Origin of the sequence: Xanthomonas sp. PPL134, from assembly GCF_040595915.1 — a bacterium.
GTDB lineage: Bacteria > Pseudomonadota > Gammaproteobacteria > Xanthomonadales > Xanthomonadaceae > Xanthomonas_A > Xanthomonas_A indica.
Genome location: NZ_JAMDLL010000013.1, coordinates 18875 through 40708, shown reverse-complemented (window position 1 = coordinate 40708; position 21834 = coordinate 18875). Strand labels below are relative to the sequence as shown.

Annotated in this window: 20 protein-coding genes and 2 tRNA genes; 21 read left to right on the top strand and 1 reads right to left on the bottom strand. The window is 62.9% G+C overall.

The genetic code is table 11. The features are described 5' to 3' along the window. Positions 1 to 22 precede the first annotated feature (22 nt). The 6 genes from pilV (at position 23) to M3U25_RS17745 (ending at position 6394) form a co-directional block, all read left to right on the top strand. On the top strand, positions 23 to 499 hold the full coding sequence (pilV, locus tag M3U25_RS17770) for a type IV pilus modification protein PilV (protein ID WP_242160818.1): 477 nt from the start codon (positions 23 to 25) through the stop codon (positions 497 to 499). Then, a complete protein-coding gene (locus tag M3U25_RS17765; RefSeq protein ID WP_355496490.1) occupies positions 496 to 1464 on the top strand; it encodes a PilW family protein in 969 nt (322 codons plus the stop codon). Before pilV ends, M3U25_RS17765 begins: the two co-directional genes overlap by 4 nt. Beyond that, positions 1461 to 2039: a PilX N-terminal domain-containing pilus assembly protein gene (locus M3U25_RS17760; RefSeq protein WP_355496493.1), complete on the top strand. Its 579-nt coding sequence runs from the start codon at positions 1461 to 1463 to the stop codon at positions 2037 to 2039. Before M3U25_RS17765 ends, M3U25_RS17760 begins: the two co-directional genes overlap by 4 nt. Positions 2040 to 2049: 10 nt before the next feature. Then, positions 2050 to 5808 (top strand): pilus assembly protein, encoded by a 3759-nt coding sequence (locus tag M3U25_RS17755; RefSeq protein WP_355496496.1) that lies wholly within the window; start codon positions 2050 to 2052, stop codon positions 5806 to 5808. After that, positions 5808 to 6227, top strand: coding sequence for a type IV pilin protein (locus M3U25_RS17750; RefSeq protein WP_355496499.1), 420 nt, complete (start codon positions 5808 to 5810; stop codon positions 6225 to 6227). The genes M3U25_RS17755 and M3U25_RS17750 overlap by 1 nt, the downstream gene beginning before the upstream one ends. 90 nt (positions 6228 to 6317) lie before the next feature. Further along, positions 6318 to 6394, top strand: a tRNA-Asn gene (locus M3U25_RS17745). A 44-nt stretch (positions 6395 to 6438) separates the two neighbouring features. Here the strand turns inward: M3U25_RS17745 and M3U25_RS17740 are convergent. Continuing rightward, the gene (locus tag M3U25_RS17740; RefSeq protein ID WP_355496502.1) at positions 6439 to 6975 is read right to left on the bottom strand and encodes a Tfp pilus assembly protein FimT/FimU; all 537 of its coding nucleotides are present in this window, start codon (positions 6973 to 6975) and stop codon (positions 6439 to 6441) included. A gap of 147 nt (positions 6976 to 7122) precedes the next feature. On the opposite strand from M3U25_RS17740, the gene uvrB reads away from it, so the two are divergent. The 15 genes from uvrB to M3U25_RS17665 all read left to right on the top strand — a co-directional run bounded on the left by uvrB (position 7123) and on the right by M3U25_RS17665 (position 21831). Then, positions 7123 to 9153: an excinuclease ABC subunit UvrB gene (gene uvrB, locus M3U25_RS17735; protein WP_160945920.1), complete on the top strand. Its 2031-nt coding sequence runs from the start codon at positions 7123 to 7125 to the stop codon at positions 9151 to 9153. Positions 9154 to 9251: 98 nt separating this feature from the next. Then, a tRNA-Val gene (locus M3U25_RS17730) sits at positions 9252 to 9326 on the top strand. Between the two features lie 159 nt (positions 9327 to 9485). Then, positions 9486 to 9743 carry a hypothetical protein gene (locus tag M3U25_RS17725; RefSeq protein ID WP_260115048.1) on the top strand — a complete coding sequence of 86 codons (258 nt, stop codon included), beginning with the start codon at positions 9486 to 9488 and terminating at the stop codon, positions 9741 to 9743. A 243-nt stretch (positions 9744 to 9986) separates the two neighbouring features. After that, the gene (locus M3U25_RS17720) at positions 9987 to 11660 is read left to right on the top strand and encodes a type IV secretory system conjugative DNA transfer family protein (protein WP_355496507.1); all 1674 of its coding nucleotides are present in this window, start codon (positions 9987 to 9989) and stop codon (positions 11658 to 11660) included. Positions 11661 to 11830: 170 nt separating this feature from the next. After that, complete coding sequence (locus M3U25_RS17715) at positions 11831 to 12049, top strand: hypothetical protein (protein ID WP_242160810.1); 219 nt, start codon at positions 11831 to 11833, stop codon at positions 12047 to 12049. An 11-nt stretch (positions 12050 to 12060) separates the two neighbouring features. Continuing rightward, the gene (locus tag M3U25_RS17710) at positions 12061 to 12483 is read left to right on the top strand and encodes a hypothetical protein (RefSeq protein WP_355496512.1); all 423 of its coding nucleotides are present in this window, start codon (positions 12061 to 12063) and stop codon (positions 12481 to 12483) included. A gap of 61 nt (positions 12484 to 12544) precedes the next feature. Further along, on the top strand, positions 12545 to 13555 hold the full coding sequence (locus tag M3U25_RS17705; protein WP_355496515.1) for a VirB8/TrbF family protein: 1011 nt from the start codon (positions 12545 to 12547) through the stop codon (positions 13553 to 13555). Then, a complete protein-coding gene (locus M3U25_RS17700; RefSeq protein ID WP_242160807.1) occupies positions 13552 to 14313 on the top strand; it encodes a TrbG/VirB9 family P-type conjugative transfer protein in 762 nt (253 codons plus the stop codon). Before M3U25_RS17705 ends, M3U25_RS17700 begins: the two co-directional genes overlap by 4 nt. Continuing rightward, positions 14310 to 15491, top strand: a complete 1182-nt coding sequence (locus M3U25_RS17695; protein ID WP_242160806.1) for a TrbI/VirB10 family protein — start codon at positions 14310 to 14312, stop codon at positions 15489 to 15491. Before M3U25_RS17700 ends, M3U25_RS17695 begins: the two co-directional genes overlap by 4 nt. A 19-nt stretch (positions 15492 to 15510) precedes the next feature. Next, on the top strand, positions 15511 to 16554 hold the full coding sequence (virB11, locus tag M3U25_RS17690; protein ID WP_160945925.1) for a P-type DNA transfer ATPase VirB11: 1044 nt from the start codon (positions 15511 to 15513) through the stop codon (positions 16552 to 16554). A gap of 146 nt (positions 16555 to 16700) precedes the next feature. After that, complete coding sequence (locus tag M3U25_RS17685) at positions 16701 to 17573, top strand: lytic transglycosylase domain-containing protein (protein WP_355496521.1); 873 nt, start codon at positions 16701 to 16703, stop codon at positions 17571 to 17573. A 74-nt stretch (positions 17574 to 17647) separates the two neighbouring features. Continuing rightward, the gene (locus M3U25_RS17680; RefSeq protein WP_242160805.1) at positions 17648 to 18043 is read left to right on the top strand and encodes a TrbC/VirB2 family protein; all 396 of its coding nucleotides are present in this window, start codon (positions 17648 to 17650) and stop codon (positions 18041 to 18043) included. Then, positions 18036 to 18347, top strand: a complete 312-nt coding sequence (locus M3U25_RS17675) for a VirB3 family type IV secretion system protein (RefSeq protein ID WP_242160804.1) — start codon at positions 18036 to 18038, stop codon at positions 18345 to 18347. Before M3U25_RS17680 ends, M3U25_RS17675 begins: the two co-directional genes overlap by 8 nt. 166 nt (positions 18348 to 18513) lie before the next feature. Next, positions 18514 to 20985, top strand: coding sequence for a VirB4 family type IV secretion/conjugal transfer ATPase (locus M3U25_RS17670; RefSeq protein ID WP_242160803.1), 2472 nt, complete (start codon positions 18514 to 18516; stop codon positions 20983 to 20985). Between the two features lie 57 nt (positions 20986 to 21042). Then, a complete protein-coding gene (locus M3U25_RS17665; RefSeq protein WP_355496524.1) occupies positions 21043 to 21831 on the top strand; it encodes a hypothetical protein in 789 nt (262 codons plus the stop codon). Positions 21832 to 21834 lie beyond the last annotated feature (3 nt).

Genomic DNA, 21834 nt, shown 5'->3' with positions numbered 1-21834 from the left:
GGTTCCGGCAAGCGGAGACACCATGAAGCGGTTCCAGAGCGGCAGACACATGGCGGGCGTCACCCTCATCGAGGTGATGATCTCGGTGTTGATCCTGGGAGTGGGGATGCTGGGCGTGGCGGCGATGCAGACCACGGCGCTGCGCAACAACCAGAGCGCGCTGCAGCGCAGCCAGATCGTCATGCAGACCTACACGATCCTCGATGCGATGCGGGCCAACCGCAGCGCGGCGATGCTGGGGGCCTACAACACCGGCAGCATGCTGTGCACGGCACCGGCGGCGGGCGATCTGGTGGCGAGCGACAAGGCCGTCTGGCTCAGCGGGTTGAAGACGGCGATCGGTGGCGACCCGACGACGACCTGCGGCTCCATCGCCTGCAATGACGGCAATTGCACGATCACCGTGCAATGGGACGACAGCCGCGGAGTGAACTCCAGTGCTAACGGCAACACGAGTGGCAGCGCGACCCAGACCCTGATCACGACGGCCCAACTGTGAAACTACGTATCGCGCTTACGCCGCCACGGCGCCAATCCGGCTTCAACCTGATCGAACTGATGATCTCGATGCTGCTCGGCCTGCTGGTAGTGGGTGCCGCGATCGGCATCTTCCTCTCCAACCGGCAGACCTATGCGGCCACCGAGGGCTTGAGCCGGCTTCAGGAATCGGCCCGGACCGGATTCGAGATGATGGCGCAGGACATCCGCGAGGCCGGCGGCAATCCTTGCGACTCGGGATTGCCGGTCGCGAACGTGCTGAACAATCCCACGGCGAGCTGGTGGATGAACTGGGCGCTGCCGCTGACCGGCTACGAGAACAGCAACCCGTCCGGCCTCACCGTCACGGCAGGCACCGACGCGATCCAGATCCTCTCCGCGGGTACCGGCGGCGCCACCGTGACTGCGCACAACCCCGCCAACCAGACGCTGACGCTCAACGCGGCAGCGCCGGACCTGCACAGCAATGCGGTCATGCTGCTGTGCGATCGCCAGCAACTGGCGGTGCTGCAGGTGAACAGCGTTTCCGGTACCACGGCCAGCTACGCGAGCGGCGGCCTCAATACCTGCACGCGGCTTGGACGCCTGCCGGGCGTGTGCGTTGCCGGCTCGAACAATTACACCTACGAGATCAACTCCATCCTGACCGAAGTGCGCGCGGTGCGGTGGTATGTCGCGGCCAGCAGCGGAGGAGCGGGGGGCACCTCCCTGTATCAGGAAGTGGTCTTGCCGGGCGGCACGAGTCAGAAGAACGAAATCGCCGATGGCGTCACCGGCCTGCAGTTCAAGTATCTGTCCACCGGCGGCACCGCCTATGCCGATGCCAGCGCCGTGGGCAACTGGGCCAACGTGATCGCGGTGCAGATCAACATGACCGTCAGCGCCAATACGGCGGCGGGTGCAAACAAGCAGCCGGTGACGCGGACCTTCAGCACGATCGTGAGCATCAGGAACCGGAACCCGTGAACACGTCGCCATCGCCCCGCCGGCAGGCCGGCATTTCGCTCATCGTCGTCCTGCTGCTGTTGCTGGTGATGACCCTGCTGGGGCTTGCTGTCTTGCGCGGCACGCTGCTGCAGGAGCGCATGTCCTCCAACATGTACGACCGCAGCCTGGGCTTCCAGGCCGCCGAAAGCGCCTTGCGCGATGCGGAGAAGGCCATTCAGAACGCGGCCAAGTCCGGCAACACCATCGGTTTCAATTGTTCGTCGGGAACGACGGTATGCCCGGCCGTTCCCAGCAACACGTATACCGGCAATGCCTCCAGCGGCTGTGCACTGGGCACCCAGGAGTGCTGGGTGGACGGCACGGTGAAGCCGACCGGCCAGGCGGTCCCGGCGCAGTACTACATCCAGTATCTGGGCCAGCGCACCAGCGAGGATCAGTTGGGTCTGGGGTCGAGCATCAATCAGAACCAGTACGGCGGCACCGGCGGCACCTCGCTGGAGCACTACTACCGCGTCATCGCGCGCAGCGGCAACCCGGCCGCTTCCAACGGTCGGGCCATCGTCGTGCTGCAGACCAACGTCACCGTCAAGTAAGGATCCCTCTATGACCAGTCGAGCGAAGAAGACGACGTACCGGGACTGGCTCCTTGCCGTGGTGGCCGGTGTATTCATCGGTACCGTTGGTGGTGCTGGCGCCGATGTGGACGTTTCGCAGTCGCCGCTGTATGTAGGCAGTGACGTACCGGGCAACCTGACCTTCGTGCCGTCGGTGGAATTCCCCACGGTGATCAGCAAGGCAAACCTCTCTGATACCTATTCGGTGACGAGCAGGTTCGTCGGCTACTTCGATTCCGAGAAGTGCTACAGATACCACTACAGTGACACGGAGAGCGATCGTTATTTCTATCCGGTCAGCATGCTGGGCAACAATCCGAGCAGCTATGCCTGCACCGGCGCGGGCGTGTGGGCGGGCAACTTCCTCAACTGGGCCGCAACCCAGACCATCGACCCGTTCCGCTCGGCGCTGACCGGCGGCTATCGTTCGCGCGACACGGCGAGCGAGACGCTGCTGGAAAAAGCGGTTGCCGATCGCGTCGCGACCAGCAACTTCCCGCGTCGTTCGATCAGCAACAACGCGACGTTGATCGCGGGAGGGACCGGTGCGCAGTGGCAGAATTTCAACATGCGCATCGACGGGCTGGGCAACCAGATGTTCTTTGCCAACGGCAACCTGGTCGACCCTTCCTCCAATCAGCAGATTGCCTACGATCCAAGCAAGCATGCCTTGAACGGTAGCTTTCTCAGGTCGGATGGTTCTCCGTGCAACACCCCTTTGAATCTGGGGTGCGTGCGCGATACGACGTTGACGTTCCAGGTCTCGGTGCGAGTCAAGGTGTGCGATGCCAGCCTCGGAACCGCCTACCTGGAAGATAACTGTGTCGCTTATCCCAGCGGGTACTACAAGCCGGAAGGCCTGATCCAGCAGTACTCCAAGCGAATCCGCTACAGCATTTTCGGCTACAAGAACGTCGACATCCAGCAGGGTGCCGGTGCCGACAGCGGCATTCTGCGTGCCAAGCAGAAGTTCGTCGGCCCGTTCACCTACAATCCCGACGAGGGGCGGCTGGCCAATGCGGCGAGCGAATGGGATCCGCAGACCGGCGTCATCTATCAGAATCCGGATACTGCCGATGCGGCCGCGACGTCGGCGTTGATCGGAACCGATCCGAACTATCAGATCGTCAACAGCGGCGTCATCAATTACCTCAACAAGTTCGGTCAGCTCAAGACCGGCAAGAACGTCAAGTCGTACGACGACGTCAGCGAGCTGTACTACGCCGCGATCCGCTACTTCAAGCACCAGGGCAATATCGCCGCCTACTCGGCGCTGAGCGGAAGCGCGCAGACCAGGTACCAGCAGGCCGACGGTTTCCCGGTCATCACCAACTGGAACGATCCGATCTCCTATCGGTGCCAGGTCAACGTGATCCTCGGGATCGGCGATACCAACACGCATTACGACAAGAATCTGCCGGGCAACAGCAGCAATCTCAGTGGAGAGCCGAGCAAGCCGCAGGAAGTGACGAACGACACCTCGGTCGACGTACTTGCGCGCATGCGCCAGATCTGGCGCAAGGAAGGCTTCAACGCGACCGATGCGGCGAATCGGGCGACCGCCAGTTCGTTCAACGGCAACGGCAATTCCGCGTACATCGCGGCGCTCGCCTACGACGCACATACCAAGGATCTGCGCCCCGACAATGCCAGCGACGGCTTGCCTGGTAAGCAGACGTTGTCCACGCATTGGGTCGACGTGGTGGAGTATGGCGATTACAAGTCGCCGAACACCAATCAGTACTGGTTGACCACGAAGTACGGCGGTTTCCGGGTGCCGGAAGGCTACGATCCGGAGACCAACATCAACGCCCTGGCGGACTCCACCTGGTGGGACGGCAGTTCCTACGTCAACGGCAATGCCGGCTACAAGAAGCCGGACAATTACTACCTCGCCGCCGACGCGGAAAAGATGGTGGCCAGCCTGCGCCAGGCGTTCGAGCGCATTCTGGAGGAAATGAAGGGGTCCGCAGCGTCTCTGGCGAGCAACACGACCAAGCTCGAGGCTGGCGCGCGGACGTACCAGTCGGTGTTCTATAGCGGTACCTGGCGTGGCGATGTGGTGGCGTACGACGTCAACCAGACCACCGGCGCGCTGACGCAGGCGTGGAGCGCCAGCGCGCAGTTCCCGGCCTGGGATACCCGGACGATCAAGTTCGTCAACTCGAGTGGGAATCTGGACAATTTTGCCTACGGCAGACTCTCCGGAACGCCGTTGTCGTCCGCGACGCAGAACCAGATCAACTATCTGCGTGGCGATCGCTCGCAGGAGAAGGCCAACGGTGGCGTCCTGCGTACCCGTACCGGCATCCTGGGCGACATCGTCAACTCGCAGCCGGTCTATGTCGGAGCACCCAACCCGCGGCTGTACACGACGGCGACGTTCAACGGCGCCAGCACTTACGCCTCCTTCGCCGCAGCCAAGTCCACGCGTACGCCGATGATCTATGTCGGCGCCAATGACGGCATGCTGCATGGGTTCGATGCCGGCACCGGTGCGGAGAAGTTCGCCTTCGTGCCGAGAGCGGCGATGACCGGACTGCTCAACTACACCGATCCGAATTACGAGCACCGCTATTACGTGGACGGCGAACTCACCGTGTCGGACGTCTACTCCGGGGGCAGCTGGCGCTCGGTACTGATCGGCACCATGGGGCGGGGCGGCAAGGGCATGTTCGCGCTGGATGTCACCGATCCCAACAACATCACGTTGCTGTGGGACAAGACCTCCACGACCACCGACCTCGTCGGACTGGGCAACAATCTCGGCAAGCCGATCATCGGGCAACTCGCCAACGGCCAGTGGTACGCCATGCTCGGCAACGGCCCCAACAGCAGCGGCGATTCGGCCGATCTCATCCTGGTGAACGCCATCACCGGTGCGTCCAGCCGTATCCAGACGGGGTCTAGCGGCAACAATGGCCTGTCCGGTGTGCTGGCCTGGTCGTCCAACAACGATTTCATCGTCGATCGCCTGTATGCCGGCGATCTCAACGGGAATGTCTGGCGATTCAACATGACCGGCGCGAGCGGTACCGCGAGCAGGCTGTTCTCCGCCAGCTATGGAGCCAAGGCGCAGCCGATCACCGCCGCGCCCACGGCGGCGAAGGACCCGGCGACGGGCCTGACCTGGGTGTTCTTCGGGACCGGCAAGTATCTGTCCAGCGGTGATCTGGGCAACAAGGACGTGCAGAGCTGGTACGGACTGATCGACCGCGGCAGCACCATTCCCTCCAGTCGCGCCACCCTGAACAAGGTCAACATCCTGCAGGAAGGCACCGTCAACGGCTTTGCCGTGCGGGTGATCGAGGACAAGCCCAGCGCCGGGCAGGATGGCTGGTACATGGACCTGCTATCGCCTCCCGGCACGCCGCAGGGCGAGCGCATGGTGGTATCCAACTTCTTCCAGGGCACCGCGCTGATCGGCACCACGCGTATTCCGGATTCTGGGGACGTGTGCAGCCCCAGTGGCAAGGGCTTCGTGATGGCGATCAACCCGTTCACCGGTGGCCGGCTGTCCCAATCCTTCTTCGACCTGGACGGCAGCGGCGGATCCAGCACCGGCGATACCCTCAATGGCACCCCTGTCTCCGGCATCGGCCTGGACAGCAGCCCCAACAGCCCGATCTTCATTGGCAACCAGATGCAGATCGCATTGGACAATGCGAGTACGACCACGCTCGGCACCAACAGCAGCGCGCTCAGCATGAAGCGCGTGTCCTGGCGCGAACTTCTGAGGAACAACTGATGCGACTTTCGTCCTTTTCGCCCAGCCGGCAGCGCGGCTTCACCCTGATCGAACTGATGATCGTGGTCGCGATCGTGGGTGTTCTGGCGGCGATCGCGTTCGCCAGCTACCAATCGCACATCGTCAAGTCACGCCGCTCCGCGGCGTCCGTCTGCCTGCAGCAAGGTGCGCAGCTGATCGAGCGTTATTACACGACCAACATGACGTACGTGGGTGTCCCCAAGCCGCAATGCGGAACCGATGCCGTGCAGTTCTACAGCGTCGATTTCACCGGCACGCCGACCGCCAACACGTTCAAGCTGACCGCAACGCCGACCGGTCCGCAGTTGGCCAAGGACACGCAGTGCGGTTCGCTGAGCATCGACCAGAAGGGCGCGCGCACCACGTCCACCGGCGCGGGCGAGGGCACCTGCTGGTGAGACTCGGCGGATAGGGCGCAGCTGCGGTCGCAACGTGCGCGCTCCCACCCCTTGCGATTGTCATGGGGCCTCTATACAATGCGCCTCCCCGCCCGAATAGCTCAGCCGGTTAGAGCACTTGACTGTTAATCAGGGGGTCGTTGGTTCGAGTCCAACTTCGGGCGCCAAATCCGCAAAGGCCGCGAGCAATCGCGGCCTTTGCTTTTGCGCGTCAGTCAGGGATCCGGCAGGGCATGGGTTCGGTCGCCTTTCGTGCGCGGATGCGCCCGGTGTTGTTCACCACCACCGCCGCGCGCAGCTGGCCCCGCGCGCAGATGCTGACGGTCAGGTTGCTGCCGGCGCTGCGTCCATCGGGCAGGAAGCGAATCGAGGGCCGGCCGCGATTGGAGCGCAGCACCAGGGTACCGGCTCCCGGTGCGCTGCCTTCGCTGAGGATGCTGTCCGGCGTGGCGGGCTGGCCTAGCCGCTCCGGGTCGCGGAACACCAGCCAGCCGTGGCTCCAGTCGCTGTCGCTGCGGCAATTGCCGTCGCCGTTGGACGGACAGGCGCTGACCGGGACGCCGGAACTGATGGCGCTGCTGCGCGCCAGCGCGAAGTGCGCGCTGAGCTGGTGGGTCGCCGCCGTCAGGCGCTGGTTCGCCAGCAGCTCCCGGAATGCCGGCAGGCCCAAGCCGGCGACCAGGCAGATCACCACCATCACGATCATTGCCTCGAGCAGTGTGTAGCCTTTCAGCGCAGCGTTCCGCATGTCCGTCGTCTCCCGGTGCGAGGTCGCCAGTCTCGCGGCGGGGCGGCAGGGCTTGAATGAGGGGGTTGTGCGTTCCCATGTAGGAAATCTCCCCGGCGCGGGGTCGGCCGACACGGTCGGTCTCGCCCTTCACCTTGAGGCTTGTGCATGTCCGACCGTTTCCAACTCGTATCGCCGTATTCGCCGGCCGGCGACCAGCCGCAGGCGATCGAGAAGCTGGTGGCCGGTTTCGAGGCCGGACTGGCCAAGCAGACCCTGCTCGGCGTGACCGGGTCGGGCAAGACCTACACCATCGCCAACGTGGTCCAGGCGATCCAGAAGCCCACCCTGGTGATGGCGCCGAACAAGACCCTGGCGGCGCAGCTGTACGGCGAGTTCAAGGCGTTCTTCCCCAACAACGCGGTGGAGTACTTCGTCAGCTACTACGACTACTACCAGCCCGAGGCCTATGTGCCGTCCTCGGACACCTTCATCGAGAAGGACAGTTCGATCAACGAGCACATCGAACAGATGCGCCTGGCCGCGACCAAGACCCTGCTGTCGCGGCGCGACGCGCTGGTGGTGGCCACGGTCTCGGCCATCTATGGCCTCGGTGCCCCGGAGGACTACCTGTCGCTGCGGCTGATCCTGTCGATCGGCGAGCACGTGGAGCAGCGCCAGCTGATCCGCCACCTGACCGATCTGCAGTACACCCGCAACGAGTATGAGCTGCACCGCGGCAGCTTCCGCGTGCGCGGCGAGGTCATCGATGTGTTCCCGGCCGAATCCGACAGCGAAGCCCTGCGCATCGAACTGTTCGACGGCGATGTGGAGCAGCTGACCCTGTTCGATCCGCTGACCGGCGAGACCCTGCGCAAGCTGCAGCGCTACACCATCTACCCCAAGACCCACTACGCCACCACCCGCGAGCGCACCCTCAGCGCAGTGGACACGATCAAGCTGGAACTGAAGGACCGGCTCGAGCAGCTGTATGCGCAGAACAAGCTGGTCGAGGCGCAGCGGCTGGCGCAGCGCACCCAGTTCGACCTGGAAATGATGGCCGAGGTCGGCTTCTGCAACGGCATCGAGAACTACTCGCGGCATCTCACCGGCAAGGCGCCGGGCGAGCCGCCGCCGACCCTGTTCGACTACCTGCCGCCGGACGCGTTGCTGGTGGTGGACGAGTCGCACGTCACCGTGCCGCAGATCGGCGCGATGTACAAAGGCGACCGTTCGCGCAAGGAGACCCTGGTGGAGTTCGGCTTCCGCCTGCCGTCGGCGCTGGACAACCGGCCGCTGCGCTTCGAGGAATGGGAGGCGCGCTCGCCGCGCAGCATCTACGTGTCGGCCACGCCGGGTCCCTACGAGTTGCGCGAGTCGGCCGGAGAGATCACCGAACTGGTGGTGCGCCCGACCGGCCTGATCGACCCAGAGGTGGAGATCCGCCCGGTGGCCACCCAGGTCGACGACCTGCTGTCGGAGATCAACCTGCGCGTGGCCGATGGCGACCGCGTCCTGGTCACCACGCTGACCAAGCGCATGGCCGAGAACCTCACCGAGTACCTGGGCGAGCACGGGGTGAAGGTGCGCTACCTGCACTCGGACATCGACACGGTTGAGCGCGTGGAGATCATCCGCGACCTGCGCCTGGGCAAGTTCGACGTGCTGGTCGGCATCAACCTGCTGCGCGAGGGCCTGGACATGCCCGAGGTCTCGCTGGTCGCGATCCTGGACGCCGACAAGGAGGGCTTCCTGCGCTCCACCGGCTCGCTGATCCAGACCATCGGCCGCGCCGCACGCAACCTGCGCGGCAAGGCCATCCTGTATGCGGACAAGATGACGCGTTCGATGCAGGCCGCGATCGACGAGACCGGGCGCCGCCGCGAGAAGCAGGTGGAATACAACCTGGCGCACGGAATCACCCCGAAGTCGGTGGCGCGCCCGATCGTGGATATCCTGGAAGGCGCACGCGACGACGTGACCGAGGCCAAGTCCGGCAAGGGCAAAGGCAAGGGCAAGGCGCGCCGGGTGGCGGAGGAGCCGGCCGATTACCGGACGCTGGCGCCGGCGGAGATCGCCGCGCGGCTCAAGGCCCTGGAGCAGGAGATGTACCAGCACGCGCGCGACCTGGAGTTCGAGGACGCGGCACGGGTGCGCGACCAGATCAAGAAGCTGCGCGATGCCAGCCTGGTCGGCTAGGCAGGCCGCCGCGGTGGCCGACAACGCGGTGGGTATTGTTCTTGTCCGTCAGGTGGGCTAAGATTCGCGCCCCTGCAGCGGTGTGCCGCGGCAGAGAGGGGCGGTTAGCTCAGCGGTAGAGCACTACCTTGACATGGTAGGGGTCACAGGTTCGAACCCTGTACCGCCCACCACGACGCGAAAAGGCGTGCGTGGAAACGACGAAGCCGGCGGAAGCCGGCTTTTTTGTGTCCGCGCTGCGGCTGCCGACGACGCCCCGCAGGACGTCGCTGGCCGCGCAGCCACGCTTGCTTTAGCATCCGAGCGGACGATCAGGCGAGGAGGCCAGGCGCATGGTGGAATACCATCATACGGTGCAAGTCAAAGGACGCTACCAGCTCGTGGCGTTGACCCGGGAGCCGGAATACAGCCCGGCCAACGTGGTGGGCTATACGGTCACCACCGACGGCGGTGCGCGCGTGGATCCGCACGACATGTCCTGGGACGAGGCACGGGTCTTCCTGGATACCCTGGTCGAGCGCGATCGGGATGCGGTCAGCGCGGAAAGGAAGCCGTCGCGGCACAAGCCGAGCACGCGGCAGCGTCGCTAGAACGCGCCATACGGGTCGAGGCAGGTGCGGGCCCGCCTGGACGACCGGGCGAGGCGGGACGGTGCCATGGGCTTGGCCATCGGGTCATCGTGCTGGGGGTGGGTCGCGTGCCTGCCTTGCGCCGTCTTCGGCCGCCGCGCTTGCAGGCGCTCCCATCTCGTCGCACGGGCCGCCGACGTGGCCCGTCGCAAAGCGCGGAACTCGCTCTAGAATATTCGCCAGATGGATCAGGGAGGATAGGGCTTGTCGAATCGTAAACTCGTTGCGGCGGCGTTCGTCGTCGTGCTCACGGCCGTCTGCGGCTACTTCCTGTCCGGCTACCTGGTCCTGCTGCTGCTGAAGCTGGACACGCGGATGTTCGGGCTTGGCACCTACTACCAGTACGTGCACGCCATCGGCTTGCCGGAAGTGGTCCCCTACGTCGGCAAGATCAAGTGGGCCGGCTACCTCGGCTTCGGCTTGCCCGGCCTCGTGGCGCTGCTGATCCTGGTGCTGGTGTTCAAGCCGGCCAAGCGCAGCCTGCACGGCGACGCGCGTTTCGCTGGCGCGGCCGACCTGTCCAAGCACGGGCTGTTCAAGACCAGCGGCGACGGCATCGTGGTCGGCAAGTTCCGCGGCAAGCTGGTGCGCCTCAGCGGCCAGCAATTCGTGATCCTGGCGGCCCCGACCCGGTCGGGCAAGGGCGTCGGCGTGGTCATTCCGAACCTGCTCGAGTACCAGGAATCGGTGGTGGTCCTGGACATCAAGCAGGAGAACTTCGATCTGACCAGCGGCTGGCGCGCCAGCCAGGGCCAGGAGGTGTTCCTTTTCAATCCCTTCGCCGAGGACCGCCGCACACATCGCTGGAATCCGCTCAGCTACGTCTCCGACGACCCGGCGTTCCGCGTCTCGGACCTGATGAGCATCGCCGCCATGCTGTATCCGGACGGCTCCGACGACCAGAAGTTCTGGGTCAGCCAGGCGCGCAACGCGTTCATGGCGTTCTCGCTGTACCTGTTCGAGAACTGGGACGACGAGCGCAACATCGGCTTCCCCGGCGGTCTCGGCACGCCGACGCTGGGCGCGATCTACCGCCTGTCTTCCGGCGACGGCACCGATCTGAAGAAGTACCTGAAGTCGCTGTCGGAGCGGCGCTTCCTCAGCGGCAACGCCAAGTCGGCGTTCTCCAACCTGCTGTCGCAGGCGGACGAGACCTTCGCCTCGATCATGGGCACGCTCAAGGAGCCGCTCAACGCCTGGATCAACCCGGTGCTGGACGCGGCCACCAGCGACAACGATTTCCTGCTGACCGACCTGCGCAAGAAGAAGATGACCATCTACATCGGCATCCAGCCCAACAAGCTGGCCGAGAGCCGCCTGATCATCAACCTGTTCTTCAGCCAGATCATCAACCTCAACACCAAGGAGCTGCCCAAGAGCAATCCGGCCTTGAAGTACCAGTGCCTGCTGCTGATGGACGAATTCACCGCGATCGGCAAGGTCGACATCATCGCCTCGGCAGTGTCATATATGGCCGGCTACAATGTTCGCCTTCTGCCGATCATCCAGAGCATGGCGCAGCTCGATGCCACCTATGGCAAGGACATCTCGCGGACCATCATCACGAATCATGCACTGCAGATTCTCTACGCTCCGCGCGAGCAGCAGGATGCCAATGACTACTCTGAGATGCTCGGCTACACCACTTTCCGTAAGAAGAACGTCACGCGTGGCAAGGATGTGACCCGGAGCGTGTCGGAGGAGAAGCGGGCGCTGATGCTGCCGCAAGAGTTGAAGGCGATGGGGAACGACCAGGAAGTGTTCTTGTACGAGGGCATTCCGCATCCGGTGAAGTGCGACAAGATCAAGTACTACAAGGATCGCCACTTCACTGCGCGGCTGCGTCCGAAAGTCGACATTCCGACGCTGTCGGTCTAAAAATGTGACGAAAAACACCTATTTTTTGGGCTTAGTCATCAATTGAACGTTTTTTTGCCAAATGCTTGACGTGGACTGGCCCCTGCGGCACATTCTCGCGAGCATGGCGGTGCGTTGGTAACAAAACAGGAACAGGGGCGTGGGTCGAACAGGCGCACGTAAGGGGTGACATGGAAGGTTTGCTGTCAAATTCCGTTTTCATCGGCGCTGATCGCGCGGCTTCGGACGTCTTCCGTCGCCTGCCGTGGATCTGCGCCTGCGCCGTTTCCGGTGCCTTCCTCCTCGCGACGCGCGTGTCGCGTCGTCGCGTCGAACTTCGCCATCCAGCAGTGGGCCGCCTGCGCGCCGCCCGCTCTCAATACGTTTCCGCAATTCAGAGGCTCGCGTGAAAAGAACGCATATGTTTCGGCTGATCGCTACGTTGAGTGCCGTCGCGCTGTTGAGCGCCTGTGCAACCAGGCCCGCGCCCGACTTCCGTGGCAAGTGGAAGCCGGTCAATCGTTTCTCCGAGTCGACCATGGAGATCCCGCTGTACTCGTCTTACGTGTACCAGGCGATCCCGATGGACGGCACGCTGAAGACGATGCTCGAGCGCTGGGCCAAGGACTCGAACATGCAGCTGTCCTACGGCATCCAGTCCGACTACACGCTGTATGCGCCGGTCGCCAAGATCAACACCACCAGCATCCAGCAGGCGGTCGCCGAACTGAGCGTGGTCTATGCGCAGGAAGGGCTGAGCGTGACTGCCGCGGGCAATCGCATCCTGGTGCAGCCGTCGTCGTCGGTGAGCGGTGCGCCGGCGGCCAGCGGCAGCGCGAAGTGACGTCACCGTCGGCGTGCATGCTGCACGCCGGCAGCCACATTACGAAACCTGGTGAAGTCTGATGTTCGGTAAAAAGCCGGTCGAAAGCGAAAACGTCAACAAAGCGGTAGCGAAGGCGGTCAATTACGAAATCAGCATCGCTGATCTGGCGCGCCGCAGCGAGCGCCGTGCGTGGTGGATCGCGTTCGCCGCCATCATCATGTGCCTGCTGCTCGGCGGCGGGTATTACTACATGCTGCCGTTGAAGGAGAAAGTGCCGTATCTGGTGATGGCGGACGCGTACACCGGCAATTCCACGGTGTCGGTGCTGCGTAACAGCGGCGATGTGCAGAGTGTCACCAATAGCGAAGCGCTGGCCAAGAGCAACGTGGCGCGCTTCATCACCGCGCGTGAGTCCTACGATTCGGAGATGATGGGGCTCAACGACTGGAATACGGTGTTCTCGATGGCGCCGCGCAATACCTCGGTAGGGGCCGAGTATTTCAATCTGCACGCGCCCAACAATCCCTCGGCTCCGTACTACACCTACGGCAAGGCGCGTTCGATTCGGGTCAAAATTCTGAGCATGAACCTGCTCGGCGGAAGCGGCAAACCGTATACCGGCGCGAACGTGCGTTTCCAGCGCAGCATCTACGACAAGAAGACGGGGCAATCCACGTTCCTCGACAACAAGTTCGCCATTATCGGCTTCAAGTACAACAGTAATCTGGCCATGGAAGACGATCTGCGGGTGCAGAATCCGCTTGGGTTCCAGGTGACCGATTACCGGGTTGACAACGACTACTCGGCGATGCCGGTTCCGCCGTCGCCCGCTGTGCAGGCCCCTGCAACCGGCGCGGTACAGCAGCCTGCCGCCGCACAGATGCCGGGAGCTGCAGGACAAGTGCCGATGCAGCAGATGCCTGCCCAGCCGATGGCTCCTGGCGCTGACGGCACGATGCCGGTCCCGCAGCAGGCGCCGATGGCCAGCCCGGGCGGCGCGCCGGTCTATCCAGGGACGCAGCCCGCTACTGCGCCCCCTGCACCCAACGTTGCACCTCAGCACAATGGTAATGGAGCGAACGTTCGATGAGTTTCCTGACGAAAACCGGTGCGGCGCATAGTGCGTTGCTGGCTCTGGGCCTGTTCGCGCCGATCGCGTCGGCCCAGGTGGTCCAGCAGTACGAGTACGAGCCTGACAAGATCTATCAGGTGCGTACCGGCCTGGGCATCACCACCCAGATCGAACTGAGTCCGAACGAGAAGATCCTCGATTACAGCACCGGTTTCACCAGTGGCTGGGAACTCAGCCGTCGCGAGAACGTCTTCTATCTGAAGCCGAAGAACGTCGACGTCGACACCAACATGATGATCCGCACCGCCACCCACTCCTACATCCTGGAGCTGAAGGTGGTGGCGACGGATTGGCAGCGGCTGGAGCAGGCCAAGCAGGCCGGCGTGCAGTACAAGGTGACCTTCACCTATCCGAAGGACACCAGCTTCGCCGCCGCGAGCGATGAGGTGAAGGATCAGTCGCAGCTCGACACGCGCCTGACCAAGGATCGTCATTACTACTTCGACTACGACTATTCCACGCGCTCCAAGCAAATGTGGATCGTGCCGAGCAGCGTCTACGACGATGGCAAGTTCACCTATATCAAAATGGATCTGACGCGTTTCCCGACAGGCAATTTCCCGGCCGTGTTCGGCCGCGAGAAGGAAAGCGATGAGGATTTCCTGGTCAACACCACAGTCGAGGGCAATACCCTGATTGTCCACGGGACCTATCCCTTCCTGGTCATCCGCCACGGCAAGAATGTTGTCGGCTTGCGTAGGAACAAGCAAAAGTGAACTCGAATCTACCTCCGTCTGACGAAAACTACGGCCGCGATCACGGTCAGCCGCGCAATCCGAATGCGGACGATGCGCCGCGCGAGAATCCCTATTTCGCGCGCCAGCAGCAGACTGCCGATCCGGATCTGGACGCCAATGAGCCGGTGCTGCGCTCCAGCGACCTGAAGAAGCTCAATCGCAAGGCGCTGGTGTTCCTGGCCGGTATCGCGGCGCTGCTGATCTTGGCGATCTTCTGGCTGGTGAGCGGCAGCAGCACACCCGAGCCGGCGCCGAAGCCGCGTCAGGAAGCGGTGGTCGCGCCTGCGTTGCCGCAGACCGCGGCGCCGCCGCCGGTGCAGCCGGCCGAGCCGGTGCCGCTGGCCGAGCAGCCGAGTCTGCCGCCGTTGCCGCCGATGCCGACCGATACCGATGCGCAGATGCAGTCCGCGCCGCGGCAGGAGCGTGGGCCGTCCTTGCTGGAGCGGCGCATGGCCGGCCTGCAACAGGATGCCGGTGGCCAGGGACTTGGTGGCATGCTGCCAGGGCAGGAGCAGGGCGGCGGTGCGCCGCAGCAGCAGGATCAGGAGACCTCCGCCAAGCCGATCGCCAACCCGGACGGTCTGCTGGTGCGCGGTACTTACATCCGCTGCGTGCTGGAGACCCGGATCATCACCGATTTCCCGGGCTTCACCTCCTGCATCATCACCGAGCCGGTCTACTCCATCAACGGCCGCCGCCTGTTGCTGCCGAAGGGATCGAAGATCCTCGGCCAGTACGGTTCCGCGGAGCCGACCGGCCCGCGCATGCAGGTCGTCTGGGATCGCATCACCACCCCGACCGGCATCGATGTCACCCTGATCGGTCCTGGTGTCGACAATCTCGGCAGCGCCGGCCATCCGGGCCAGTACAACGCGCACTGGGCGAGCCGCATTTCGTCCGCGCTGATGATCAGCATGCTCAGCGACGCCTTCAAGTGGGCGGCGGCCGAGCACGGTCCGAAGACCACCACCACCGGCCTCAATTCCGGCATCGTCACCGAGCAGCCGTTCGAGAGCAACACGGCGCAGTCCATCCAGCGTCTGGCCGACCAGGCACTGGATCGTCGCCGTCCCGCCACCGTGACCATCAACCAGGGCACCATCGTGAACGTCTACGTGGCCAAGGACGTCGACTTCACGGCCGTGTTGCCGCGTTGACCGAGAACGAGACAGCGACGTGACGTTCGACGACTCCCCGACCGCGCAGATCTCCACGGATTTCCTGGATTACCAGTACTCGGTGCTGGGCATCCTGGAATACCTGAACTCGCCGGAAGTGACGGAAATCTGCATCAACCGTCCCGGCGAGTTGTACCTGGAGACCCTGCGTGGCTGGCAGCGGATGGACATTCCGTCGCTGACCTTCGACCGCGCGCGGCAGTTCTGCACGGCGGTGGTCAACGAGAGCAATACCGGCCAGCGCATCACCGATGCCGATCCGGTGGTGTCGCTGACCTTTCCCACCGGGCAGCGCGCGCAGTTCGTGATCCCGCCGGCGTGCGACGCCGGCAAGGTGTCCATCACCATCCGACTGCCGTCCAAGCACACCAAGACGCTGGAGCAGTACAAGGAAGACGGTTTCTTCCAGGAGATCCTGGAAGTGCAGTCGGGACTCAGCGAGCAGGACCGCGAACTGCTCGAGTTGCGGCGGCAGCGCGATTACGCTGAATTCTTCAAGAAGGCGGTGCTGTTCAAGAAGAACATCGTCGTCGCCGGTGCCACCGGTAGCGGCAAGACCACCTTCATGAAATCGTTGGTGAATCACATTCCGCACGAAGAGCGGCTGGTGACGATCGAGGACGCACGCGAACTCTTCATCAGTCAGCCCAATTCCGTGCATTTGCTCTATTCGAAAGGTGGACAAAGCACGAGCAACGTCACCGCGAAGAGCTGCATGGAAGCCTGCCTGCGCATGAAGCCCGACCGCATCATCCTGGCCGAGCTGCGCGGCGACGAGTCGTTCTACTTCATTCGCAACTGCGCCTCCGGTCATCCGGGTTCCATCACCAGTTGCCATGCTGGCAGCATCGGGCAGACCTGGGACCAGTTGGCGCTGATGGTCAAGGCTTCGGCCGAAGGGTCGGGTCTGGAGTTCGCCGTCATCAAGCGCTTGCTGATGATGACCATCGACATCGTTGTCCATATCAAATCGCACGCGGGCCGGCGCTATATCACCGGTATCGATTTCGATCCGGAGCGCACGCATTCGGGTGGAGGGTGAATATGTTCATTGAAGTGACAAGGCCGAAATCTGCCGATTGACTTTGAATTTTTCTTCCAACACGATTGATTTGCGACATCTGCGGCGTTCTGGGCGACTGACCACGACGCCGATGCATAAGGAGTAACCACGGCATGTTGCCAGGCATGGAACTACTGAGCTGTCCCGAAATGGCGGTTCCGGCTGAAGTCATGCAGCACGTTGTGCGCGTCGAGTCGTCGCACAATCCGTTCGCGATCGGGGTGGTCGGTGGGCGCCTGGTGCGCCAGCCGCAGAACCTGTCCGAGGCCGTCGCCACGGCGCGGATGCTGGAGGAGAAGGGCTACAATTTTTCCCTTGGCCTGGGCCAGGTCAACCGCTACAACCTGATCAAGTACGGTCTGGATACCTACGAAAAGGCGTTCAAGACCTGTCCGAATCTGCAGGCAGCGTCCAGGATCCTGGCCGAGTGCTACAGCCGTTCCGGTGGCAACTGGGGCAAGTCGTTCAGTTGCTACTACTCCGGCAACTTCGAGACCGGGTATCGGCACGGCTACGTGCAGAAGGTCTATGCGTCGATCAATCAGGGCAGGGCGCTTGCCGTGTCCACCGCGGGCGCGATCCCGGTGATCCCGGCGGGCGGTGTACGACGCATGGTCACCGATTCGGCGAAGGCCGCAGCGGTGCGCGAAGTCGATTCGATCGTGTCGCGGCGCATCGACTCGGCGGCCGATCGACTTGCCAACGGGCTCGCTGCGCAAGGCCAGCCATCGATGCGTCCCCAGGCTGCCGTTGCGGCGCCAGCGCCGCAGACCGCTGGCGCAATGGCGGCCGCGACGGCACAGCCGACAGCGACAGATGCCGATCTCTATGTGATACGACCTACAGGCGCCGGCAAAGGAGTGGCGGTTCCTGCAGGTGGCGGGGCGCCCCCAGCTCCGCACGTTGCCGCACACGCGCCCCAGGCCGTGGCGGGAGCGGCCGTTCCTGGCTCAAGTACGCCGCCGCCGACGTCTGGCGACGGGGCCTTCGTATTCTAGCCAGATGCAGTAGCGCGGCCATGCAAGTGGCTTTTTGATCACCCCCCTGTTTTCCAGTCAAGGAGATACTCACGATGTTCAAGAACAATCAGTTGAAGTCGAACGCCAAGGTCGTCGGTAAGGCGGCGCTGCAGGCGGCGTTGTTCACCGTGGCGCTGCTCGCGTCGAGCTTTGCGATGGCGCAGGACTATGCCGGCGCCGACCAGAAGGTGTGCGGCTTCCTCGGCAAGACCAACAACATCCTGAACATGGCCTCGGTCGTCGTGGTGACCATCGCGGTCGTCTTCGCCGGCTACCAGATCGCGTTCGCGCACAAGCGCGTTGCCGAAGTGGCGCCGGTGCTGCTGGGTGGCGTGCTGATCGGCGCGGCGGGTCAGCTGGCCAAGATGCTGATCGGCGATACCGGCCAGACGGAGTGCAAGGCCACCGCCGCGATTCAGATGATCCAGCACGTCCTGCACTATGCATAAGAACGTACTTTTCCGGGGCTGCACCCGGCCGGCGATGTTCTTCGGGGTGCCGTACATCCCGTTCTTCATCGGTGCGGGCGGCGGCTTCCTGATGGGTATCTATTTTGATATGTGGCTGCTGCTGCTCATTCCCGTCATCGTCTTCGTCATGCAGCAGATGACCAAGCGGGACGAGATGATCTTCCGCATGTTGGGGTTGCGCTGGATGATGAGGATGCGCGTGCGCAACCTGCAGCGTTATTCCGGCATGTGGGTGTTCTCGCCGAATGAGTACAGGAAAGACGTGCCGGGCGCCAAGCGCTAGCTTGGAACCGGGCACCGGGTCTCGGCCCCATGCACGACGCTGAAGTCGTGCATGGGGTTGTTCGGTTTTTCGTGTCGGCGCGTTGCAGCTACGAGCGCGGTCGGCGGTTCCCGGTGCATGCGCACCGGGCCTTGGCAAGACGAAACGGATTCTGAGTTATTCCCCTATGTTCATCCCGGATACTTCGATCAGCGAGTTCATCTCCATCTCCACGCATGTGGCGCCGTCCGTGCTAAAAACGACGGGAGGAGATTTCATGCTGGTCTGGCACCTGGGCGGGCTTCCGTTCGTGGGCCGCGAAGAGTGGGAGATCGAACACCGGCACAACACCTTCAATCGCATGCTGCAGACGCTGCGTGCCCCCGATTTCGCCAATGTGGCGTTCTGGGTGCACGACGTGCGCCGCCGCCGCCGCATCAAGACCTCCGGCAAGTTCAAGCAGGCGTTCAACCAGGACCTGTCGGACCAGTACTACGGCACCTTGTCCTCGCAGAAGATCATGCAGAACGAGCTGTACATGACCATGATCTATCGCCCCGTGGTGACGGGTAAGCGTCTCATGGACAAGTCGTCGAGCATTCCGCAGTTGCAGTCCGAGCAGGACCAGGCGATCGCCAAGGTGCTCGAGCTCGCCGGCAACGTCGAAGCCGTGCTGAAGGACTATTCGCCCTACCGGTTGAGCATGTACGAGGCCAGCAATGGCGTGGTGTTCTCCGAGGCGCTGGAGTTCTTCGGCTATCTGATCAACCGCATCGACGAGCCGGTGCCCGTGTTGCAGGCCCCGGTGCCCGCCTATCTGCCGGTCAGCAAGCACATGTTCGCCAACAAGACCGGCGACTTCGTGATTAAGACGCCCGAGGGCATCAATCACTTCGGTGCCATTCTGAACATCAAGGAATACACCGACGGAACCTATCCCGGCATTCTCAATGGCTTGAAGTATCTCGACTTCGAGTACGTGGTGACCCACTCCTTCAGCCCGATGGGCCGGCACGATGCGCTGAAGGTGCTCGACCGCACCAAGGGCATGATGGTGTCCTCCGGCGACAAGGCGGTGAGCCAGATCCACGAGCTGGACCTGGCGATGGACCAGCTATCGTCGGGCAATTTCGTGCTGGGCGAGTACCACTTCACCATCGCGGTCTACGCCGATACCCAGGAAAAGCTTGCGCAGCAGGTGGCCACCACGCGCGCGGAGTTGTCCAACGCCGGTTTCGTCTCGACCAAGGAGGATCTGGCGGTCGCGTCCTCCTTCTATGCCCAGTTGCCAGGCAACTGGCGCTACCGCACGCGGATCGCCAGTGTCAGCTCGCTGAACTTCCTTGGCCTGTCGCCGCTGCACAACTTCGCCCAGGGCAAGCGCGAAAACAATCCGTGGGGCGAGTGCGTCACCACCCTGCAGACCACCAACGGCCAGCCGTACTACTTCAATTTCCACGCCACGCATCCGGCGGAGAACTCGCTGGGCGAAAAGGCGATTGCCAACACCATGGTGATCGGTAAGTCGGGTACCGGTAAGACTGCGTTGATCAACTTCCTGCTCAGCCAGGTGCAGAAGTTCGATCCGATCCCGACCATCTTCTTCTTCGACAAGGATCGCGGTGCCGAGATCTTCGTGCGCGCCTGCGGCGGCAATTACCTGGCGCTGGAGAACGGCAAGCCCACCGGCTTCAACCCGTTCCAGTGCGAGCGCACCGAGGCGAACGTGCAGTTCCTGGCCGACCTCATCAAGGTGCTGGCCGGCAAAGTCGAGTACACCTCGCGCGAAGAGGAGGACATCTTCCGCGGCGTGGAAGGCATGCTGGATACGCCGATGCATCTGCGCAGCATGACCAATTTCCGCAAGAGCCTGCCTAACATGGGCGACGACGGCCTGTACGCACGCATGCGCAAGTGGACCGCCGGCAACTCGCATGGCTGGGTGTTCGACAATCCGGTCGATACGATCGACCTGGAAAAGGCCAGCATCATCGGCTTCGACTACACCGACGTCATCGACAATCCGGAAGTGCGCGTTCCGGTCATCAACTACCTGCTGCACCGGCTGGAGGCCCTGATCGACGGCCGGCCGCTGATCTACGTGATGGACGAGTTCTGGAAGATCCTTGACGGCAAGGGTGGCCTGAAGGAGTTCGCCAAGAACAAGCAGAAGACCATCCGAAAGCAGAACGGCCTGGGCATCTTCGCCACCCAGAGCCCGGAAGATGCGCTCGCCAGCGACATCTCCGCGGCGCTGGTCGAACAGACCGCGACCATGATCCTGCTGCCCAATCCCAACGCCAGCAAGGAAGACTACATGGACGGCCTCAAGCTCACCGAGGCCGAGTACCAGGTGGTGGTCAGCCTGGACGAGCGCTCGCGTTGCTTCCTGGTCAAGCAGGGCCACGGGTCGTCGGTGTGCCAGCTCAATCTGCGCGGCATGGACGATGCGCTGTCGGTCATCTCGGCGTCGACCGACAATATTGAGATCATGCACCAGGTGTTGGAGCGCAAGGCCAAGGAGTACGGCGTCGCGCCGGACGATCTGACGCCCGAACAGTGGTTGAGCGAGTTCTATGCACGGCGCAAGGGTTCCGGAAAAGCGGGCCCGGCGAGGTCGGTGTCTTCGGATAATCGGGGGGCGGCGGCGGTCAGCTGACTGCCTCGCCCAAGTCACGCATGGCGATGTTTCTACAAGATCTGTGTTGAGGTGTTTATGAACAAGACGATGAAATCCTCCAGCCGCGTTCATGTCGTTGGTGCAATTGCGCTGCTCACGCTGTTGCCCGCCACTGCTTTTGCGCAGTGGAAAGTGGTCGACAATAAGCAAATCGAAGAAAATAAAACCAATACCAATACGCTGGATCAAAAGCTCGACAAGATCCGCGAAGACCACCAGGTCGGCAAGGCCGAGAAGGAAAGGTCCAGCGGCGAGGAGGTCGAAAAGCCGAAGGAGAAGCTGGTCAAGGTTGATGACAACTACGGCGTTTCCGATTGCGCGGCCAAGACCTCGGGGACGCCTGTGTCGCAGGAACAGCAGCAGACCTGCGAATTGATCCAGCGTACGCGCAACTCGCAGTTCAATTACATGGTGGCGATGTACGACATCACCGAGAAGCGATTGCAGCGCCTGCGCGATCTGGAACAGCAGCGTGCGAGCATCAGCAAGGAGCAGATCGGTTTGCTGGAAGACAATACCAACAAGCTGATTGCCCTGCGGGCGTTGATGGACATCGATCGCCAGCAGACCGAAGCGGCAATGTTCGCCTACGAGAAGCGCCTGTCCTATCTGACCCAGGTTCAGTCGGCCGGTGCCTGGGCGGCAATGAACGGCAAAAAGGCGCCGTCGGCCACGACGACGGGCGGTGGCGGTTTGTTCGAAGGGTTTTCGGGGTTGAGCGATTTCGCAAGCAAGCTGGTCGGTGGCGCTGTGATGGGCGGAGCCCTGCAACTGGCCAAGTCAAATCGGCCTGATGGCTTCAAGCAATTGAGCATCGAAGATTAACCA

Excerpts from the sequence above, each read along its gene's own strand:
- pilV (WP_242160818.1), top strand. The coding sequence starts at position 23 with ATGAAGCGGTTCCAGAGCGGCAGACACATGGCGGGCGTCACCCTCATC.
- M3U25_RS17755 (WP_355496496.1), top strand. The coding sequence starts at position 2,050 with ATGACCAGTCGAGCGAAGAAGACGACGTACCGGGACTGGCTCCTTGCC.
- M3U25_RS17750 (WP_355496499.1), top strand. The coding sequence starts at position 5,808 with ATGCGACTTTCGTCCTTTTCGCCCAGCCGGCAGCGCGGCTTCACCCTG.
- M3U25_RS17740 (WP_355496502.1), bottom strand. The coding sequence starts at position 6,975 with ATGCGGAACGCTGCGCTGAAAGGCTACACACTGCTCGAGGCAATGATC.
- uvrB (WP_160945920.1), top strand. The coding sequence starts at position 7,123 with ATGTCCGACCGTTTCCAACTCGTATCGCCGTATTCGCCGGCCGGCGAC.
- M3U25_RS17725 (WP_260115048.1), top strand. The coding sequence starts at position 9,486 with ATGGTGGAATACCATCATACGGTGCAAGTCAAAGGACGCTACCAGCTC.
- M3U25_RS17715 (WP_242160810.1), top strand. The coding sequence starts at position 11,831 with ATGGAAGGTTTGCTGTCAAATTCCGTTTTCATCGGCGCTGATCGCGCG.
- M3U25_RS17710 (WP_355496512.1), top strand. The coding sequence starts at position 12,061 with ATGTTTCGGCTGATCGCTACGTTGAGTGCCGTCGCGCTGTTGAGCGCC.
- M3U25_RS17705 (WP_355496515.1), top strand. The coding sequence starts at position 12,545 with ATGTTCGGTAAAAAGCCGGTCGAAAGCGAAAACGTCAACAAAGCGGTA.
- M3U25_RS17700 (WP_242160807.1), top strand. The coding sequence starts at position 13,552 with ATGAGTTTCCTGACGAAAACCGGTGCGGCGCATAGTGCGTTGCTGGCT.
- M3U25_RS17685 (WP_355496521.1), top strand. The coding sequence starts at position 16,701 with ATGGAACTACTGAGCTGTCCCGAAATGGCGGTTCCGGCTGAAGTCATG.
- M3U25_RS17680 (WP_242160805.1), top strand. The coding sequence starts at position 17,648 with ATGTTCAAGAACAATCAGTTGAAGTCGAACGCCAAGGTCGTCGGTAAG.
- M3U25_RS17675 (WP_242160804.1), top strand. The coding sequence starts at position 18,036 with ATGCATAAGAACGTACTTTTCCGGGGCTGCACCCGGCCGGCGATGTTC.
- M3U25_RS17670 (WP_242160803.1), top strand. The coding sequence starts at position 18,514 with ATGTTCATCCCGGATACTTCGATCAGCGAGTTCATCTCCATCTCCACG.
- M3U25_RS17665 (WP_355496524.1), top strand. The coding sequence starts at position 21,043 with ATGAACAAGACGATGAAATCCTCCAGCCGCGTTCATGTCGTTGGTGCA.